This window comes from Pseudomonas sp. LBUM1653, from assembly GCF_059716115.1.
The window spans coordinates 3,867,730-3,886,247 of sequence record NZ_CP166803.1; the positions used below are offsets into that span (position 1 = coordinate 3,867,730).

Sequence of the window (18,518 nt, forward strand, 5' to 3'; positions counted from 1 at the left end):
ATATCCGCTCAGCAATCCATCAAGTGCAACCCTTCGGGGTTGCATTTTTTTTGTACCAACATTACCCCTACCCTGAATCACAAATCCTGTAACAACATTCGTTCTAAAAACCCCGCGCGCAATAACAACTGAGAAATCTCTCATATTCCCGCCCCCTCTCCCCACTTAAAATCCCCACGCAACTTTCGCAACTACTATTTCCAACCTTGCCGTGCTGATGCTGCATCACCTCGATCTATAGCGTCGAGCACTGTTACTAAATAAGGATGTATAACTTGAAAGCTTCTCTACTCGCACTTTCCCTCGGCCTGGCTGCCACCCTCGCCGGCACTTCGGCGCTCGCCAATACCGGCACCCTCAACTTCGAAGGCATGATCACCAGCAGCACCTGCCCTATTCAAGTGGTCAACCCTGAAGATGGCACTGTCGGCAATCAGGTGAAAATGGGCAGCATAGAAGCCAATCGCTTTACCGCGATCGGCCAGGAATACAGCGGCAAAAGCTTTGCCTTGCGCATACCCGACCGGGCAGGTTGCTCGCTGACCGGAACTGAAGCCACGGTCACATTCAACGGCACCGCCGATCCCACCTCCAAGTATTTCGCAGTCACCCCCACTGCTGATGGTGCCAAAGGCGTGGTGATCGTACTCAAGGACCACAGCGGCAACTCAATTGATCCAGGCGCGGCCTCCGCCAGTTACCCCCTGAATATTACTGGCAAGACCGACATGGTGTTCGACGCCTATTACCGCTCGACTCTCTCGCCTGTAGTGGCAGGCACCGCCTCGGCAGATGTCCACTTTATCGTCGACATCAACTGACACCCTCTCCCCGCCCTTGATTGCACCAAGCAGTCAAGGCGCTCCGAATGTCGTCCAGGCGAGTGGCTTTCGCCTGGCACAAAGGTACTGACTTATGTTCGGCTTGATTAGACAGGCTGCCACTCGCTGGCCAGCCCTTGGCGCCTGCATGTCTGTGTTCATGCTGGTGTCTACCGCCAGTGAGGCGGCCCTGACGCTAAATGGTACGCGCGTGGTGTTTGAAAGTGACAAGCGCAGCACCGCGCTGATCGTCAGCAACCCCAGCGACCGGACGTACGCGGTACAGACCTGGGTCAATACTGCCGCTGATGACACCACCACCGCTGTCCCGCTCATCCCGTCACCCCCCTTGTTTCGACTCAACCCGGGCAAGGAACAGCAAGTCCAGATCAACGGTCTGCCCAACAACCTGCCCACGGACCGGGAGTCGTTGTTCTACTTCAACGTTCAGGAAATCCCGCAGATCGACGCCAATGAACGCAACGTCCTGAATGTCGCGCTGCGCACCCGGATCAAACTGTTCTATCGCCCGAGCCAGCTCAAGGACAACCCGATCACTCGCCTGAAAGATTTGCAGTGGTCGATCGAACAGCAAGGCAACACTCCCCGGCTGGTGGTGACCAACCCGACGCCTTTTCATGTGTCGTTTATCCGCGTTGAGGTCAAGGACAAGGACAAACATCTGCCCGTACTGAATGCCGCGATGGTCGAACCGCTGTCTCGCCAGACTTACGCCCTGGATGGTCTCAAGAACATCTCGGGCCTGCAGGTGGAGTTCTCCGCCATCAACGACTTCGGCGGTTACACCGTACCCCTGAGCCTGCCGATCCAGGTGACCCCTTGAGCCCGCGCCCATCGCGTTCACTGTCCGGACTATGACCATGAAACCAACACCTGAGCGCAGTCGGCTGCGCCTTGTACATTTGCTTGTCATCGGCAGCAGTGGTGCCGCGTTGCTCGATGCGAAGCCGGCACTGGCTGCACCCTCCGTCGAGTTTCAATCCAGCTTCCTGCGCCAGAGCCCGGAACATGCCAGTGATGCCGGCGCACTGGCACTCAACGCGCTGAGCAATATCCACGACCTGGGTCCTGGACGTTACTGGGTCGACATTCAGGTCAACCGGGTGTACTTCGGCCAGCGCGAAATCGAATTCGTCCTCAGCCCCGGAAGCGATCGTTTGCTGCCTTGCCTGTCAGCCCAACTGCTGGGCGAGCTGGGTGTACGACTCGATAGCCTGGCCGATCCCGACTTGTTGCAATCTTCCTGCGTCGACCTGCTGACGCTGATCCCCGGCGCTGAGATCGAGTTCGACAGCAGCCAGCTGCTGCTGGCCCTTTCCATCCCGCAAATCGCCATGCGCCGCGATGTCCAGGGCCAGATCGATCCCGAACGCTGGGATTACGGGATCAACACGGCGTTTGTCAGTTATCAGGTATCAGCGCAGCAAGGTACGAACCGCTATCGCGGTCACCAGAGCAGTGACGACCTGTACCTCAACAGCGGAGTCAACCTGGGCCCCTGGCGCTTGCGCAGCAACCAATCGCTGCGCCAGAACGAGCAAGGCAAGCGCGAATGGAGCCGGGCCTACACCTATGCCCAGAGAGATTTACCCGGCACCCATGCCAACCTGACCCTGGGTGAAACCTTTACCAGCGGTGATGTCTTCAGAAGCCTGCCGATCAAGGGCGCGCTTATCAGCTCGGACCTGGGAATGCTGCCAGATGTTCTGCAAGGGTATGCGCCCATCATTCGTGGTGTTGCGCAAACCCGCGCCAAGCTCGAGATCCTGCAGAGCGGCTATCCGATCTACTCCACCTATGTCAGCCCAGGCCCTTACGAAATCGATGACCTGAGTACCATCGGCAGCAGTGGCGAGCTGGAAGTCGTTCTCACCGAAGCCGACGGTCAGGTCCGGCGATTTACCCAGTCCTATTCGACCCTGAGCAATCTGCTGCGCGAAGGAGTCTGGCGCTACAGCAGTGCACTGGGTCGCTACAACGGCGCCGACGATCTCGATGATCCACTGCTCTGGCAGGGCACGCTGGCCATGGGCACGGTGTGGAACTCAACCCTGTATGGCGGGCTGATGGCCAGTGATTTCTACCGGGCAGGCACGCTGGGCGTGTCCCGGGACCTGGGTTCATTCGGTGCCCTGGCCTTTGACCTCACTCACTCCAGCGCCGACATCGACACCCTGGATTCGCAAAATGTCCAGGGCATGAGTTATGCCCTGAAATACGGCAAATCCTTCGCATCCAACACCAACCTGCGTTTCGCCGGCTATCGGTATTCCACCGAGGGTTATCGGGACTTCGACGAGGCCGTGCGCCAACGCAGCCACAGTTCTACCTGGTACGGCAGCCGACGCAGCCGACTGGAGGCATCGATTTTTCAGAACATCGGCAAGAGCAGCTCCCTGAGCCTGACCTGGTCCCAGCAGGACTACTGGCAACGGGATGATGTGCAACGCCAGTTCCAGTTCAACGTCAACACCTACCACCAGGGGGTGAACTACAACCTGTATGCCTCACAATCATTGAGCAAGACCCGCGACCATGACCGGCAGATCGGCCTGAGCGTGAGCCTGCCCCTGGACTTCGGACACTCCACCAACGCGACCTTCGATTTCCAGAAAGTCGGAGAGCGCTACAACCAGCGGGCAAGCCTGGGCGGCAGTGCCGATGAAAACCGCCTCAACTACCGCGCCTCCCTCAGCAACGATGATGGTCGTCAACAATCCGCGGCACTCTCGCTGGGCTATCAGGCCCCCTTTGGCAGCGTCGGCGCGGGGCTCACCCAAGGCAACGACTATCGCACCCTCTCTCTCAATGCCAGCGGCGCGGTGCTGTTGCACGCGGACGGTATCGAAGTGGGACCCTACCTGGGTGAAACGGCGGCACTGGTGGAAGTTCCGGGCATTGCCGGCGTCGGCGTGTTGAATGCTACAGGCGTGAAAACCAATGAACAGGGCTATGCCCTGGTGCCCTATCTGCGGCCATACCGGCTTAATCAGGTAGTGCTGCAAACCGATCAGCTGGGACCCGAAGTGGAAATCGAAAACGGTACTGCCCTGCTTGTTCCGCGGCGTGGCGCAGTGGTCAAGGCCACCTTCCCGGCTCGCACCGTTACTCGCCTGGTCATTACCGCTCGTACCCTCAACGGCCAGCCACTGCCGTTCGGCGCTCAGGTCAGCGACGGCGCCGGTGCTGTTCTCGGTGTCGTCGGCCAGGCCGGCCAGGTCCTGCTGTCGGCCAGCGCCGAGCCACAGACCCTGGACGTGCGCTGGGGGGAGCGGACCGAGCCGCAGTGCCAACTGGCGATTGACCCGAAGAACATGGAGCAGTCGCAAGGCTACCGACTGCAAACATTGACCTGTGGCTAACCCCCACGCCAAGCACCAATGACTCGAAGGGACCCGGGCATTCACCCGAGGTCCTGCCCATTCAGGAAAACCAATATGAAATCATCGACTCGACGGCTGACTACAGCGCTGGCGCTGGCTGCCGGTTGCCAACTCCTGCCAGTCATGGCAACAGCCAACACCTGCAATTGGGTAACGGGATCGGGCCCCATGTCCTTCACCCAGAACGTAAACAGCGTCTTTGTCCCCCGGGATGCGCCTGTAGGTAAAGTGATAGGCAGAATAAGACAGTTTGTGAGCACCTCCAATAACGAAGGGTTGTCCCTGCGCTGCACGAATGATGGCAGCGCTCGGCTGATTTTCAATGCGCAGACAAGTGTGCCCTTTTCCCCGGGGTTGCTGCACATCGAAAGTCCGCTGAACGCCCCTCAGTCGATCCTGCGAACCAATATTCCCGGCGTTGGCGTGACGATAGTACTTGGTTTCCCTTTCGACAACTCGGCGAGCAATGCATTCGTCCCGGACGGCGGCGATTCCACGGTGCCCTATTCTGCTCACCACAACAGGCCCATGGGGGCGACGGATATGAATTTTTCACAGCTGGAAAGCTGGGTCACGCTAATAAAAACCGGCGACATTCCAGCCGGCCCGCAGAATTTGAATGTGCCAGAGTTATTCAATGCCACGCTTACAGGCATCCCAGGCAAGGCGTTCGGTGTTGGATTGGTTGGTACAGTGATTCAGGCCCATTGCGGCAGTAACCGGGTAAGCGCCGATCCCGTGCAATTGGGCGAGTGGGACGTGGTGGACTTCACCGGCCCGGGCTTCACCACGACCCCGACGCCTTTCAATATCACGCTGAGTTCCTGTGTCGCCGATGACGGAAACGTCAACATCGCTACTGCCCACATTCGCTTCGAAGGTGCCGGCGGTTCCGTGCCCGTCACCCCGCCAATTCCCGGTGTGTTCAGCCTGACGCCAGGGTCCACTGCCGAGGGCATGGGTATTCAGATATTGCGGGCTGACGGGATTACCCCTGTTGAGCTCAACGTTGAGGTCCCAATAGTGGCGATCGGAACCGGAGACACCGTTCTGGATTTCACCGCACGCCTCTACCAGACCGAGGTCAGCCGCGATGTTCGCGCGGGTGATGCCAGAGGCACGCTGAACTTCACCCTGACGTACAAATAGCATAAGCCAGCCTTGCCTTGAAAATGCAATGGCTGGCTTGCGTCGCTCGATCAATCGATCAGTGTCATTTCCAGCCGCAGGAAATTAGGAGCAGCGAGGGGCGGCCATGTCTGTCCGCCATCAAAACTCAGATAAACCTTTGCGGTTACCGGTGCATGGCGCCTGAGCGTAAGCAAAAAGTCTTTAGGCACTTTTACATCTCCACTCACACCAATACCTTGCGTGACTTCCTGCGGTCTCAGCGCGCGCTTTTCAACCACTTCGAACACGGACTCCAGCCCTGTAGCATTGTTTGTACCGGTCATGGTGATCATGATCCATTGGTCTGTTGTCATCAATACCCAGGTATCCAGTTGCAGCTTCGCACCGCTTGGAAGGACGTTCTCGAGTTTCAAGTTCCCACCACTGAGTCCTTCGCACTCAAGCAGCGGATAACTGGAGGCGGGGACAGTCTGCACTTTTAGTTGACGGGTGTCAGACGGAAACTTCCCACCTGCGCTGTCAGTGACGAAATAAGAGACAGGAAGCGTTTTACCAATATAGGCGGCGATCGAGGGCATTGGAATCGCATGACGACGGGAACCCGCAGGCAGGGGTTGGGTAGGAGGGTATTCGCCGACGCTGCCCGCCTCTCCCCAATGCACCCATAGTTCTTCACCCGGGTGAACAACCGCTGTATCCGGAACCACGACGACTGCTCCCGAGACAACATTCAGAGGGTTTATCGTCTGCACCTCGGCATTACCGGTCGCCTTTTCAACGGAAGGCCAGGGCAAATTACGCGGGATCGGGGTGGCGTCGACTTCCACCTCGACGAATTCCGCAGGCCGGCTGAGATTACCTGCCCGGTCATGCACCTCATACCGGAAATATCGCCAGTTATCGCCCTTGTCGCGTATGAAGGATCCAGGGATCATCAGTACCACCGGATCGTTATAGTTCGCGTCATTGAGTTCGATTACCCCGCCTATGGCCAGATTGCCTGGTGTCACCTGCCAATACCAAGTGATGCGGTCCCATGGACGGGGATTCACATAAGTGGGTATACCCACTTTAAGCTCATCATCGTTTTGCTGCAGGTAATAGTCTGTGAGCTTGTTGGGCGGAAGTATTGCAGAAGGGAATATTGCTTTGTTGTTGATCGCTAGAACCGGCGCGAGGTGATCCAGCGTGATCACCAGATCAAACGAAAGGTCCTGCGAGCTGTTGTAAATCGTGGTCTTGTAATAAAGCCGGTGCTGCCCGTCATTGTTGCGCATCCAGGTGGTGGGCAACTCCAGGTAACGCTCGGAATCAGCGATGGGCGTATCCCAATACCGGGTCGCAATCGCTGCAGGGTCATCGTCCACGAACAGCTCGTACTTCTCCTGGCCTGCGACCGGATCTGAGTACTGTGGAATGGTGAACCAGACCTTCAGGTCATCGCCGGTCAATGTCACCGGCAGTAAGCCAGGTTCGCCACCAGGCTTGTCATCAATGATTCCGATGATTTCAGGTTTGGGAAAGGTTGGATCTATGGCGTGTAGAGAACGATTGGACGTGACCATGAACAAACCTCCTTGGATCAGGTACGAAGAATAATCAGCCAATGGCCGTTGTCAGTTCTTCATACCGTTGAGAGAACGTTGCACGGGTGGTTTGCCCGCCTCCCTGGCAGGCGGCATCAAGCCCTGTGATTACCAGCTGTAGCGCATGCCCACATTCGCACCCCACGGCTGCTCAATCTTGTTGCCGTGGCTGTAGTCAAAGTCGGCATGCAATGAAACCTTGTCGGTCAGGGTCATGGCCACACCTGTCCCCAGCTCGCCACGGGAACCTGAAAGGTCGTTGTTGAACGGATTGCCGTTGACCTCAACGTCATTGTTGTTGGCGAACTCATGCACATAAGCGGCCCGCACATAAGGTTGCAGCACTTTGCCCTCACCCAGGCTGATGTCGCGCCCGACTGTCACGCCCAACTTGCCCAGCAGTGAATGGGAGCGATCGCCATCGGCAGACAGGCCATTGTCCAGGTCGTAGGTCTTGCCCTGGAAAACCACACCGGCCAGTTGGGCGTAGGGTTCGACAAAGTTTTCGCCCATCTTGATGTGGCGACCGAGCTCAACGGACGCACCGACTCCATTGGTGTCGTAACTGCCTTTGGTTTTGGTGCCGTCACTCAGCGCAACCCTGGATTCGTTCTGCATGTGGTTGTACTTGAGCACGCCGTCGAAGTAGTAACCGCTCTGGTCATCCAGCCAGGTGGTGTAGGCGCCGAGGTAGTAACTGTCGACCTCACCGGTGGTGCCGCGGCTCATGTCCAGGTCCGATTTGCTGTAACCGGCCAACACACCAAACAGCCACTGGCCGTCCCCCATCGGTAGTGGCGCATCGGCACCAAACGACAAGCCCTGCTGGGTTTGCTTGTAGGCCACACCGGCGCTGGCGTCGATGTCGAATTTATTGCCGTAGGCGCGAATCCAGCCGCCGGCCTTGCCTTGATCCCTGCGCACTTCGCCCATGCGACTGCGCAAGGTGCTGAGTTCGCCATACCAGACGGTGGGTGCGGCGTTGAACAGCGCGATGACCGACTGGGTGCCGGGGCTGATGACGCGCGAGGCGGTATTGAGGTACCAGTCGTTGTTACCCTGCTTGATCAGGTCGTAGGAAAAAGCCCCAAGGTCTACGGCGCCGCCCTGCAGGGCGAAGCTCGCATCGCCGCCACCAATATGGACGACAGGCGCAGAACCCGCGCCCACCGGTTCGGTGCCGCTGGCATCGAGAGCGATCAAGTGATTGCCGCTGGCCGTACCCGTCACGGTGAGGGTATCAACTTGACCCGTGTTGAAATCCTTGTGCATGTAGAACGTGCCACCGTCGCCGGCCAGCGTCTCCACCGACAGCTTGAAGAACTCGCCCGGTTGGCCGAACTGCACGCCACCGCCATTCAACGTCAGGTTTTGTACCTGACCGTCACCGACCATGACCCAGCGGGCATCGTTGTTGACCGCGAGGTTCTGCACGTTTTCCAGGCGGCCGGTGAGAGTCGCCGAATGGTCGAGCACCACGTCGGCACTGCTACCGGCTTGCACTACGATATCGCCGACCAGCTGGCTATTGTCGACTTTGAAATTGGCACCGGCGCCGTTCGTGACCTCGAGCAAAGTGCCGTTGCCGCCCACCACCGTGGAGCCGTTGTTGACCTGGATATTGACCCGTTCATCATTGGTCTGGGTCTGGCCATTGACGAGGATTGCCGAGCCACTGATACCTTCAACCCGGCTCTTGTCCAGAATTAGCGAATTATCCGCAGACAGGTTCTGGTCGGCGAGCAGGACGATACCGTTGCGGCCACCGACAATCGTGCTGTCCGTAGCGGAAATCTTGCCGCCGAAGCTACGAATCCCGTCGCTGTCGACGTTCGTTCCGGTCACCTTCGAATTGGCTTCGAGGATCAACTCGCTTTGGGCGCTGAGGCTGGCCCCGACATTTCCACCGAAGATTTCGCTGTTGTTGACCGTCGCCTTCGACGCGACACCGTTCTGCCGCGCCAGGCGCAATCCCGTCGTGCTGCTTGTTACCTTGCTTTGATTGGCGATAGTCGCCGAGCTGGCAGTCAAGTCGACACCAATACTGGTTCCCTCAGCGGTCACCTGGGTACGGTCGAGTTGCACACTTGAGCCAGTTTCAGCGCGGATCTGCAGAGTGTTGGCGCTGTTGGCGGTCAGGCTGCCGGCGTTTCGCACCAGATAATTTTTAAGCGGCTCGTCGGAGCCGATGGTTTTTGCAGTGCCGTCAATTGTTTCCGCCAGACTGGCGGGACTGATCAGCAACAACGGGGTCAAGGTTGCGAGTTTGAGCATACGTGCAAGGGGTGACACGGTGAAAGATGGGCTGACAGACATGGAGAGCTCCTGGATAAACCGAGTATTTTTTCCATCTGTTCCTCCCGGCGTCAGGCGACAATCGGGCTGAACGTTAAAAGGCCGCGATCCTAAGCACTCCCCTCTCTAGAAGATGTAGGACTTATCCCGCTGTCTGTAGGAATTTGCTTTGCCTGATGAACGCTTCACCATCAACGGCCTCAGCGTTGTCGACACGGGAACAACCCGGACGTCAACGCCCGGGCTCTTCTCGCTACACCCTTACCGCGGTGGTGTGATCGGGCACTCGCTCGCACCAGAGTGAAATGCCGTAACACGCAGGTACGCCGCCGACTCGATTTCCTCGGTGCCGTCGTTGAAAAAATACTGGATCTTCATGCGCCCACGCCTGTTGGTAGCACTGGTCTCGTCATACAGCGGTTTGATGTGAGTCGTGTACGGTGTGATCGGGAATTCAAACCCGGTCAGTGGGGAATCCGCCGCCCCCAAGGTAAACTCCTTGGTGAATTTTGCCCCCGCGATGGGTGTTTCCGGATCGCTCTCTCTCTCCCCGGTCATCGGAGTGAACTCGACACGGATCTTGTCGTTAGCCTTCAACAAAGTGCTGAGGTCGGGAATCGCAACCGGCAGGTCGCCATTGGCGGCCAGCGATTGGCAATTCGGAAAGGAACCGGTAACGGTAGGAAAGTTCGCCCGAGGCAGCTCCACGGCGACGGCATTGACGTCGACCAGGGTAATTTCCGAAGGCAATTCGTTGACGATCCCGGGAGGAGCAGTAAGCCAATACCGCACAGGAATGGTGGGGCCGTTTCCGCCATCCTTGATGTAAGTCCAGGGGATCTCAACGGTGACGTCTGCGCCCGGGACATGTCCTGGCCCGCCTGGTGGCGCTGTATCGTCAAAGGTGAGTTTCGCCTCGGTGACGCGCGTGCCATTCCAGTCGAACTCGATGACGTGGCCGTTTACAGCCAGGTCGTGCCATTTGAAGGTGAAAGTAGCCTTTTGATTCTTGTCAGCCCGGATCAAGGTGTTAGTGCGAGTGCCATCGTGATTCTTCACTTCGCCTTTCAACAAGCTCGGATGCGATGGCGTAGGCCATTCATCCACGGGAGGCCAGGGCAGCCATGGAATAGCGACTTCGAAATTGACTTTGATGGGCGTGGACTGGGGACCAAATGGCCGTCCTTTGCGAAAGACTCTGTAGCTGACAGTCGTATCCTTTTCCCCTGTGGTGGCTTGTCCATACTCTTGCAGCATCACCCGTGCAGGCGTGACTGGAATTTCTATATCAGCGAGCCCGTTGTCGGGGATGGGAAAATTTTCCCTGGCAACGGTGGTGCCCCACTTCAACTCGACGGAGTCTCCCGGCTTGTAGCCGGCGTAGCGCTTGAACCAGACGCTTACGCCGTCCCGCACATGCTCCAGCACCAACGGCCCTGGTACGGCTTGCGGCACAGTGGGAGGTTGCAGGGCGGTGGGCAACTCACCAAAGGTGAGGCTGACTTTTGTCCATAGTGAGACCACGCTGTCGTTGAGCGCCGTGTCCCTCAACACATAAATCAAGGCACCGGCGGTATCACCCAAGGCACGGATTTTGTTAGCGGGGATGTTTATCTTGGCGCCAGCAGTCCCGGGATTCGCAATCGGTTGGACGTGGAGAAGGTCCGTGTCGCTCGGATCTTCAGGGATGTTTTCGCCATCCACCAGATAAATGGCAATGATATCCCCGTCTTTCCAATTGTACTGAGGCCCCCCCACGACGCCAGGGGGAACGGTGACTTCAAGGTTGCCGCCAGGAGGCAGGCTCACATCGTCCAGCAAAGGGGTAGCCAGCGTCACCGCAGCCGGTGCGTCGCCGTTGTAGGGTTTGATCTGATCGCAAAAGAATGAGACGGGCGGGCTCTCATCGACTTCGTCGTTGTAGTAATCAATGCGGTACTTCAACTGAACGGTATCGTCCCGGGGCAGAAGCCCGACGGGGATCTCCATCAGGAACGGAAATGTTTCCCGAACGTCGGTTTCCCCATCGTGTCTGATGAACTCATGGTTCGGCCCGTCTACAAAGCCCCGACCATCTGCGATATCCAGCATCAGCACAACCTTGTTCGAGTATCCCTCAGCCGGAATTTCGGTCCACTTCGGGATTTTCAACGACAGTTTCTGATTTGCGAACAACCGGGGACCATGCAGGATGGTTTTCTCTGAATCGGCAAAATCCGCAGTATCGAACTCGATAGCTCCCTCGACACGCGTCGCACGATAGTCGCTGCGCATTTTCAAATAGGCGGCATTGGCCTGTTCTCGTTCGAGTTTTGTCTTCGTACTCGCCATGTTGTAGCTCTCCTGTCACGCCATTGGTGCCATGGGGTGCCATGGCCAATAAGTCGCACGGAAGTCTGGACTGGCGGGTACTGATCAACCCTCACGCAGCAACCAAACTATCGCTGGGCGGATTAAACGCTTGGCAAGAAAAAAGCGAAACTGTCAGAGTTGACAGGTGGAAATCCATACAGCTCGCCTGAAAGGAGCTGAAACGCGGAGCCGCATGGCTTCAGAAGGGTGAGCGGTGTCTGGCTGATCCGCGAATCTGACCGCCAGCCAGACAGGTACACGACACGCCATTATCAAGCCCGCCGCGCCTCCAGCAGGTGCGCCGCACATAGGGCAATCCTGCGGCAAGCGTCCGCCAGTTTCTGCTGACTCACCACTAGCCCCAGGCGAATATGCCCCGCTGCGCTCGGCCCGAATGCTTCCCCCGCCAGCACCGAGACGCCATACCCTTCAAGCAAACGCTCGGCGAAGTGCTGGGCGGACAAGCCGGCCTGGCGCACATCGACCATGACGAACATGCCGCCATCCGGTCGGATTGGTCTCAGGCCCGCGCATCGGCTTAAACTGGCGCACACCAGATCCCGGCGCTGACGATACTCTTCACGCATCTGCTCGACTTCCGGAAGATTTTCGTCCAGTGCCAATTGCGCCGCGTTCTGGATGAAATCCGGAATGCCGAACAGCATGCACAACGACAAGTGCACCAAATGCTCGGTCAGGGGTTGCGGGCCAATTACCCAGCCCACCCGCCAGCCACTCATCGCGTGGGATTTGGACAGGCTATTGATGGTCGCCGTGCGCTCGGCCATGCCCGGTAAACTGGCCGGGCTGATGTGTACGCCTTCGTACAACAGATCGCTGTAGACCTCGTCGCTGATCAACCACAGGTCGTGGCGAACACAGAGCGCTGCCAGTTGCTGCCAGATAGACAGCGACAAATTGGCCCCGGAGGGGTTGTTCGGACTGTTGAGCAGCAGCACGCGAGTTTTCGGTGTGATCAGTGCTGCGATATCAGCCGGATCGACCCTGAAACCATTTTCGGGACGCACCGCCACCGGCACCACTTTGGCACCGCAGGCGCCGATTACACCTTCGTACGTCACGTACATCGGCTCGGCGACTATCACCTCGTCTCCCGGGTCGAGCAGGCATTGGGCAACCGAGTACACCGCGCATTGCGCGCCGGGCATCACGATCACATGGTCGGCGTCCACCAGTTGGCCGCTGCGTTGCCGGTGCCGACGGGCGATGCTGGTGCGCAAGCCCCGGCTGCCACGCACCTCTGAATAGTGGGTATCACCGGCCAGCAGGCTGGCGATCGCCGCCTGGACGATGGGCTGCGGCGTGTCGAAATCCGGGTCGCCGATCGACAGCAGCAATACATCGACTCCCTGTTCGCGCAACTCCAGCGCTCGATCATGAATTTGCCAGGCCGCCGCTCCGTCACCGGCGATTCGTTGGGTCAAGGCTGAATAGCGCATGTTGGTTCTCCTGTCGCGCGGTCTCCAATGCCTCAACCCTATCTGAAATCCCGAAACGCGCCAGCATCCCGTACAAATCGCGCTTTAAACATCGCCGCAGAGTGATGAGAGGATTTATTGTGGAGAGGGGATTTATCCCCGTTGGGTCGCGAAGCGGCCCCAAAAAAATGGGCCTGCTGCGCAGTCCAACGGGGATAAATCCCCTCGCCACAACGGATCCCATCACCACGGGGGCTCAGTGTTTGGGCGAGGCCATTCGCCACAGGCGAGCAATGTCGGTCGCCCGCTCTCGTAACAATCGCGGCGCATCGGCACACGCCTGCGCCAGTGTCATCGGCCCGCTTGCCAAGGCAAACGCAGCATCGATGCCATGGGCATACAATTGCTGATACCCCTCGCCCAGCGTGCCAGCGATGACGATGACTGGTACACCCAGTTCCTGGGCAATACGCGCGACACCGAACGGGGTTTTGCCGCGCAGGGTTTGTGCGTCGAAACGACCTTCGCCGGTGATCACCAGATCGGCAGTTTTGATCGCATCGGCCAGGCCAACCAGCTCGGCAACCACTTCAACCCCGGCTTTGAATTGCGCCCCCAGAAACGCCTTGGCGGCAAACCCCAGGCCGCCCGCCGCGCCGCTGCCCGGTTCGTCGCGCACGTCCTTGTTCAAGGCGTTTGCGCAGTGAGCGGCAAAGTGCCCGAGGGCGTGATCCAGTTGCTGGACCTGTTCTGGCGAGGCGCCTTTTTGCGGGCCGAAAATCGCCGAGGCACCGTGGGGGCCGCACAGCGGATTGTTGACGTCGGCGGCAATGTCGAAGCGCACCTCGGCCAGGCGTGGATCGATGTCGCTCAGGTCGATAAGGAACAGTTGTGCGAGGGCGAGGCCGCCCGCTGGCAAAGGCTGGCCTTGCGCATCGAACAGTTTCACGCCCAAGGCTTGCATTGCCCCCGCGCCACCATCGTTGGTCGCGCTGCCGCCGATGGCCAGAATGATGCGCTGCGCCCCGGCGTCGAGCGCGGCACGAATCAGTTCACCGGTGCCAAAGGTGCTGCTGGTGCACGCATCGCGCTGGTCCACCGGGACAAGTTGCAAACCACTGGCTTCTGCCATTTCGATGATGGCGGTGAGACTGTGGGGTAACCAGCCCCAAGCAGCGTCGACGGCTACGCCGAGCGGTCCGCGAACAGTCGTCCGACGCAGCTCGCCATCACAAGCGGCAAGCACCGACTCGACCGTCCCTTCCCCGCCGTCGGCCATCGGGCATTTGATCAACTGCGCATCGGGCCAGACCTCCGCCAGACCGAGGGCAATGGCATCGGCCACGCCTTGAGCGCTGAGGCTGTCCTTGAACGAATCGGGGGCGATGACGATTTTCATGGGGAGTTCTCCAGTTCCAATGCGCTCATGCTGCCAGCCGGCAGAAACAATAACGCCGGGCCGCTGCACAAGCGGGCTCATGGATTATTGTTCATTTCCACAAAGCTTGCGGTTGCCCTGTAGGAGCTGCCGCAGGCTGCGATCTTTTGACTTTGCTTTTCAGATTCAAGATCAAAAGATCGCAGCCTGCGGCAGCTACAGGTGGTCGGGTTTTGGTGAGGGAGGTGTGTCGGTTTCGGGGAGCAGTTGCACGCCGAGGTAAAGGGCGAGCATGCCGTCCAGCCGTAACGGATCAACCCCGCTGATCTCGGCAATCCGCTCCATCCGGTAACGCAAACTGTTGCGATGAATGCCCAACGCATCGGCACAGGCCTGGCTTTGCCCATCGTGTTCACACCAACTGCGCAGGGTCGCCAGCAATTGGCCGTTGCTGTCCCTGGCGATGATTTTACGCAACGGGTTGAGCAGCTCATCCAGCGCATCGTCGTTGCGATGCCGCCACAGCATCACTGGCAGCCGATAGCGGGTAAGTTTCAGCAAACGGGATCGGGGCAACACGTCGCGCCCATAGGCCAGCAAGTCACCGACCCGACGATAGCAACGGCGCAATCCGGAAAGCCCATCCGCCTGCCCGCCCACGGCAATACGCAGGATGTTCCAGCCCAGGCCGTCGAGCTTTTCCAGCAGTCGTTCGTTCTCGACCGTCTGGTTCGCCGGTCGGCACCACAGCAACGAAGACTTGGCCGAACTCACGCACCAACTGTCCGGGTAACGACTCGTAAGCCAGGCACTGAGCGCTTCGACGGTTTGCCCCGGACCCTGCTCCGTGCCCAGTTCGAACAGGTAAGGCACTCGCGTCATGTGCGGTTTGAGCCCAAGCTGTTGCGCTTCGTCGATCAATCGCGGCGAGCTGCCGCCGTCACTGAGCAGCAACGCCAGCAGGTCATCGCAACGCTGGCGCCGCCATTGCTGCTCGGCCTGCTGGTTGCGCTGGCCCACCAGCATCTCGGCGGTCATCCGCACCAGCTCCGCGTAGGTGCGCAGTTGCTCGGGTTCGCCGGTGATGCCGAGCACGCCGATCAAGCGCTGGTCGAGCATCAGCGGCAGGTTGATGCCCGGCTGCACGCCCTTGAGGTGGATCGCGGTCTGCGCGTCGATCTCCACCACGCGACCGTTGGCCAACACCAGTTGCGCGCCTTCATGCCGGGTGTTGACCCGCTCCGGTTCGCCGCTGCCAAGAATCAATCCCTGGCTGTCCATGACATTGACGTTGTACGGCAGGATGGCCATCGCCCGGTCGACGATGTCCTGGGCCAGGTCGTGATCGAGTTCGAACATAGCGGTGATCCTTGAAAGCGTGGTGGGATGGGTTGTTCACCCGCACAGGCCTTGTTGGCAAACCCTGTGCTCAGGCACAAAGACAGCAACCCCGAGGGTGGTCGAGACTCTCCAGGCGATCAACGTTACCCGTTGCATCGCAAAAAATCATAATAAAGAGAGAGCCGCCATGTCACAGAGTGCCGCCGCCGCCCAGGCCATCGTTGACGATAAAAACGCCGTTTACAAACGCATTACCCTGCGTTTGATCCCCTTCATCTTCATCTGCTACCTGTTCAACTACCTCGACCGGGTCAACGTTGGATTCGCCAAGCTGCAGATGCTCGACGCACTGAAATTCAGCGAAACCGTGTACGGCCTCGGCGCCGGGATTTTCTTCATCGGCTACGTGCTATGCGGCGTGCCGAGTAACCTGGCATTGACCCGATTCGGTCCACGGCGCTGGATCGCGCTGATGATGATCACCTGGGGCGCGCTCTCGACTTGCCTGCTGTTCGTCACCACGCCGACCGAGTTCTATACCTTGCGTTTGTTCACCGGCGCCGCTGAAGCCGGGTTTTTCCCGGGGGTGGTGCTCTATCTTTCGCAGTGGTTCCCGACCTTCCGCCGTGGCCGCATCATGGCGTTGTTCATGTCGGCGATTCCAGTATCCGGCTTGCTGGGCAGCCCGTTCTCCGGCTGGATTCTCAATCACTTCGCCGCGGGCCAGGGTGGGCTGGCGGGTTGGCAGTGGATGTTCCTGCTGCAAGGTATTCCGACGGTAATCCTCGGCGCCCTCGCCTACTTCCTGCTCAGTGACAGTTACGCCAACGCCAAGTGGCTCACCCCGTTCGAGCGCTCGGTGCTGGAAGCCGACCACGCCAAGGACCTGGCCAACAAACCGAAAACCACCACCGATTCGCTGTTGGCGGTGTTCAAGAACCCGGCGATTTGGGCGTTCGGCCTGATCTATTTCTGTATCCAGAGTGGCGTCTACGCGATCAACTTCTGGCTGCCGTCGATCATCAAGAACCTGGGCTTCAGCGATAACCTGGTGATCGGTTGGTTGAGTGCGATTCCCTACCTGCTGGCGGCGCTGTTCATGTTGATGGTCGGCCGCTCGGCGGACCTGCGCAAAGAGCGTCGCTGGCATCTGGTGGTGCCGATGCTGATGGGCGCTGTCGGTCTGCTGATCGCCGTAAACTTCGCCGCCCACCCGGCCATCGCCATCCTCGGTTTGAGCATCGCCACCATGGGCGCCCTCACCGGCCTGCCGATGTTCTGGCCAGTACCAACGGCGCTGCTCAGCGCTGGCGCGGCCGCCGGCGGCCTGGCGTTGATCAACTCCATGGGGCAGATGGCCGGTTTCCTCAGCCCGTATCTGGTGGGTTGGGTCAAGGACAGCACCGGGTCGACCGATGCGGCGCTGTATCTGTTGGCGGGGGTGATTGTTGGCGGGAGTCTGTTGGCGTTGCGGATGACGCGTACGTTGCGGGTTTAAAGATCAAAAGATCGCAGCCTTCGGCAGCTTCTGGACTGCGATCTTTTCATTTGCCACGCGCGATTTTTCTGGTATTTGATTGAGCCTTTACCTCCGGCAAAAGGACTTCCTCATGAGCTACCGCACGCTGGGTCATTCGGGCCTGCAGGTTTCCACCCTGACCCTGGGCACCATGATGTTTGGCGAACAGACCAGCACCGAAGATTCACTGCGGATCATCGACAAGGCCTGGGACCAGGGCATCAATTTCATCGACACCGCCGACGTCTACACCAATGGCCGCTCCGAAGAGATCGTCGGCGAGGCCATTGCCAGTCGCCGTCAGGAATGGGTGCTGGCCACCAAGGTTGGTTTCGGTCCGGTGGACGGTGTGCCGAACCGCAGCGGCCTCAACCGCAAGCACATCTTCAACGGCATCGAGGCCAGCCTGACGCGACTGAGTACCGACTATCTGGATATTTATTACCTGCACCGCGAAGACCACAACACGCCGCTGGAAGTCACGGTATCGGCCATCGGCGACCTGATTCGCCAAGGCAAGATCCGCTATTGGGGCCTGTCGAATTACCGTGGCTGGCGCATCGCCGAGGTGATTCGCGTGGCCGACAAGCTCGGTGTCGAACGGCCGGTGATCAGTCAACCGCTGTACAACATCGTCAACCGCCAGGCCGAAACCGAGCAGATCAGTGCCGCGCACAATTACGGCCTCGGCGTGGTGCCGTACAGCCCGTTGGCGCGCGGTGTACTCAGCGGCAAGTACGCGCCGGACGTCAAGCCGGACGCCAACAGCCGAGCAGGACGTGCAGACAAACGCATCCTGGAAACCGAATGGCGTGTCGAGTCCTTGCGCATCGCCCAGCGGATTGCGCAATACACCCAGGAACGCGGCGTCGGCATCGTCGAATTCGCCATCGCCTGGGTGCTGAACAACAGCGCAGTGAGCTCGGCCATTGTCGGCCCGCGCACCGAGGAACAGTGGGATGCCTACACTAAGGCCCAGGCGGTGAAGATTAGCGCTGAGGATGAAGCCTTCATCGATTCGCTGGTGACACCGGGGCATGCATCGACACCTGGGTTCAATGATGTGAGCCATTTCGTGTCCGGCCGTAAACCGCGCAATACCTGAACAAACACATAACCCCTGTAGGAGCGAGCATGCTCGCGATGGTGGTCAACGATAACGCGGGGAGCCTGCATGCCCGCGGTGTCTAGTCGTTCATCGCGAGCATGCTCGCTCCTACAAGGGATGTTGTAAATATTGATCATCCGGACA

12 protein-coding genes are annotated in these 18,518 nt (G+C 59.0%); 6 read left to right on the forward strand and 6 right to left on the reverse strand.

Features of this window, described 5'->3' with window-relative positions:
* Positions 1 to 266 precede the first annotated feature (266 nt).
* From ACA054_RS17260 to ACA054_RS17275, 4 genes are all read left to right on the forward strand, one after another.
* Positions 267 to 821 (forward strand): fimbrial protein, encoded by a 555-nt coding sequence (locus ACA054_RS17260; RefSeq protein ID WP_497685330.1) that lies wholly within the window; start codon positions 267 to 269, stop codon positions 819 to 821.
* Between the two features lie 94 nt (positions 822 to 915).
* Positions 916 to 1,665, forward strand: coding sequence for a fimbrial biogenesis chaperone (locus ACA054_RS17265; RefSeq protein ID WP_497685331.1), 750 nt, complete (start codon positions 916 to 918; stop codon positions 1,663 to 1,665).
* A gap of 37 nt (positions 1,666 to 1,702) precedes the next feature.
* Positions 1,703 to 4,204, forward strand: coding sequence for a fimbria/pilus outer membrane usher protein (locus tag ACA054_RS17270; RefSeq protein ID WP_497685332.1), 2,502 nt, complete (start codon positions 1,703 to 1,705; stop codon positions 4,202 to 4,204).
* Between the two features lie 75 nt (positions 4,205 to 4,279).
* Positions 4,280 to 5,374, forward strand: a complete 1,095-nt coding sequence (locus ACA054_RS17275; RefSeq protein WP_497685333.1) for a fimbrial protein — start codon at positions 4,280 to 4,282, stop codon at positions 5,372 to 5,374.
* 50 nt (positions 5,375 to 5,424) lie between these two features.
* Here the strand turns inward: ACA054_RS17275 and ACA054_RS17280 are convergent, their stop codons facing one another.
* The 6 genes from ACA054_RS17280 to ACA054_RS17305 all read right to left on the reverse strand — a co-directional run bounded on the left by ACA054_RS17280 (position 5,425) and on the right by ACA054_RS17305 (position 15,765).
* On the reverse strand, positions 5,425 to 6,921 hold the full coding sequence (locus tag ACA054_RS17280; protein WP_497685334.1) for a hypothetical protein: 1,497 nt from the start codon (positions 6,919 to 6,921) through the stop codon (positions 5,425 to 5,427).
* A gap of 129 nt (positions 6,922 to 7,050) precedes the next feature.
* Positions 7,051 to 9,258, reverse strand: a complete 2,208-nt coding sequence (locus ACA054_RS17285; protein ID WP_497685335.1) for an autotransporter outer membrane beta-barrel domain-containing protein — start codon at positions 9,256 to 9,258, stop codon at positions 7,051 to 7,053.
* Between the two features lie 240 nt (positions 9,259 to 9,498).
* Positions 9,499 to 11,568, reverse strand: coding sequence for a hypothetical protein (locus tag ACA054_RS17290; RefSeq protein ID WP_497685336.1), 2,070 nt, complete (start codon positions 11,566 to 11,568; stop codon positions 9,499 to 9,501).
* A gap of 293 nt (positions 11,569 to 11,861) precedes the next feature.
* Positions 11,862 to 13,049, reverse strand: coding sequence for a pyridoxal phosphate-dependent aminotransferase (locus tag ACA054_RS17295; protein WP_497685337.1), 1,188 nt, complete (start codon positions 13,047 to 13,049; stop codon positions 11,862 to 11,864).
* 235 nt (positions 13,050 to 13,284) lie between these two features.
* Complete coding sequence (locus ACA054_RS17300) at positions 13,285 to 14,427, reverse strand: glycerate kinase (RefSeq protein ID WP_497685338.1); 1,143 nt, start codon at positions 14,425 to 14,427, stop codon at positions 13,285 to 13,287.
* Positions 14,428 to 14,622: 195 nt separating this feature from the next.
* On the reverse strand, positions 14,623 to 15,765 hold the full coding sequence (locus ACA054_RS17305) for a sugar diacid recognition domain-containing protein (protein ID WP_497685339.1): 1,143 nt from the start codon (positions 15,763 to 15,765) through the stop codon (positions 14,623 to 14,625).
* A 169-nt stretch (positions 15,766 to 15,934) separates the two neighbouring features.
* Between ACA054_RS17305 and ACA054_RS17310 the strand changes: the two genes are divergently transcribed.
* Both ACA054_RS17310 and ACA054_RS17315 read left to right on the forward strand, forming a co-directional pair.
* Positions 15,935 to 17,245 (forward strand): MFS transporter, encoded by a 1,311-nt coding sequence (locus ACA054_RS17310; RefSeq protein ID WP_497685340.1) that lies wholly within the window; start codon positions 15,935 to 15,937, stop codon positions 17,243 to 17,245.
* Between the two features lie 112 nt (positions 17,246 to 17,357).
* Positions 17,358 to 18,371 carry an aldo/keto reductase gene (locus ACA054_RS17315; RefSeq protein WP_497685341.1) on the forward strand — a complete coding sequence of 338 codons (1,014 nt, stop codon included), beginning with the start codon at positions 17,358 to 17,360 and terminating at the stop codon, positions 18,369 to 18,371.
* The last annotated feature ends 147 nt before the right edge of the window (positions 18,372 to 18,518 follow it).